Source organism: Streptomyces longisporoflavus, assembly GCF_014649775.1.
Classification (GTDB): Bacteria; Actinomycetota; Actinomycetes; order Streptomycetales; family Streptomycetaceae; genus Streptomyces; species Streptomyces longisporoflavus.
Map to the genome: position 1 here is coordinate 1 of NZ_BMTR01000110.1, position 1384 is coordinate 1384.

The 1384-nt window shown below is 71.0% G+C and carries 2 protein-coding genes; both read right to left on the reverse strand.

Going from position 1 to position 1384, the window contains the following annotated elements:
• Positions 1-183 (reverse strand): hypothetical protein (locus IE226_RS44785; protein WP_229871993.1); only part of this gene is annotated, 183 nt, incomplete at its 3' end.
• A 397-nt stretch (positions 184-580) separates the two neighbouring features.
• On the reverse strand, positions 581-1087 hold the full coding sequence (locus tag IE226_RS43605) for a carboxymuconolactone decarboxylase family protein (protein WP_190087088.1): 507 nt from the start codon (positions 1085-1087) through the stop codon (positions 581-583).
• Positions 1088-1384 lie beyond the last annotated feature (297 nt).

Consider the following 1384-nt stretch of genomic DNA (forward strand, 5'->3'; position numbering starts at 1 on the left):
AGCCGTGGACGTCAGCGCGGGCAGCGGAGTGTGGATGTTGAGCGAGGTCATAGTCGAACTTCCTTCGCTGTAAGCGGAGTTGCGAGTGGATTGACACCCCTGGCGGGGGCGGACGCGGCGGCCGAGCAGCAGGACGGCGGCGATCGAACCGGTGGCCAGGGCGAGGACCCAGGCGGTGCACATGTCGGATCGTGACGCGTTCACCGGCGGCCGGGCCGGTGGACGAGTGATCCGCCGTGCTCGCCGGGCCGCAGGCGGCCGGGACCCGGGCCAGGTGGGTCTGACCCGGGGCCGGGGGCAGAGGTCGCTCGGGGTAGTGGTGACCGATGCCGGCCCCTGTGCCGACCATCGTCGCCCCGTGCGAGGCCGGGCAGTGCGGTGCGTAAGCCGCCGTCGGCCGGCCTGGAAAAGGCCAGCCCGGTCGGATGGCGATGCGCCCGTGCACTCGCCACCCCGGCCCTCGACCCGCGCGGGGCACCAGATCCCCGGGCCGGGCGCCGGGGTGCGTGCGGGGCAACAGCGTCCGCCCCGTAATAAGGGGTGGGGCCGGCTGCTTGTGCGCGGCTACTCGGCTGCGCGGCTATTCGGCTGTAGTGGCGCGCCACTGCTCGGTCGGCGAAACGCCGGGCAGCGGTTTGCCGATCAGCGCAAGCGGGATGAAGAAGTTGACCTGCCCGATTGCCATCGCCAGCGTGGCCATCGCCGTGGCGTCGTAGTGCTCGGCCGCCCGCGCATACAGCGCGTCGGGCACCCGCTCCCCCGGCCGGCCGGGCGTGAGCACGGCCTCCACCAGCTCCAGCGCCACCCGCTCGGCAGCGGTGAAATAGGGTGCGTCCGACCAGGACGCCACGGCCGTGATCTTCTCCTCCGGCACTCCGGCGCGGCGCAGGTTGCCGGTGTGCAGCACCGTCAGATACGTGTTCTGCACCAGCTGTCCGGCGCGCAGGTGGACCAGGCCGATAGTGCCGGGCGCCACCGCCCCGTTCTTGACGATCTTGAAAAGGGCGGCGCTGACGTCGCCGAGTTCGGGCACCAGCCGCTGGGGGTCGGAAAACCGGGAAGTGACGGTCTCGAGATTGTGCGCCATCGTGTTCACGGGCAGTGTTCCTTCCGGGATGCGGGCCGTTCACGCCCGCTCGATTAACTCGTTCACCGCCCTGACGACCCGCACCGGCCAAAGGTGACCGACTGAGCCGCACTATCTGCAAAAGATCTGCCCTGCAGGAGTTGCCCCGGCGGCCCCGGCCCCGCATACACGTCGGCCCCTATTCCGGCGGTCGAAAGTCACCGGAAGGGGGGCCGGGTAGCCCGGAGATCAGCTGCTCGCGGAGGCCAGGTCGAGGCGGGTCAGGCGGTCGGGGTCGGAGAGGATGTCCACTGCTGC

Coding starts and splice junctions, on each gene's coding strand:
- IE226_RS43605 (WP_190087088.1), bottom strand. CDS start 1,087: ATGGCGCACAATCTCGAGACCGTCACTTCCCGGTTTTCCGACCCCCAG.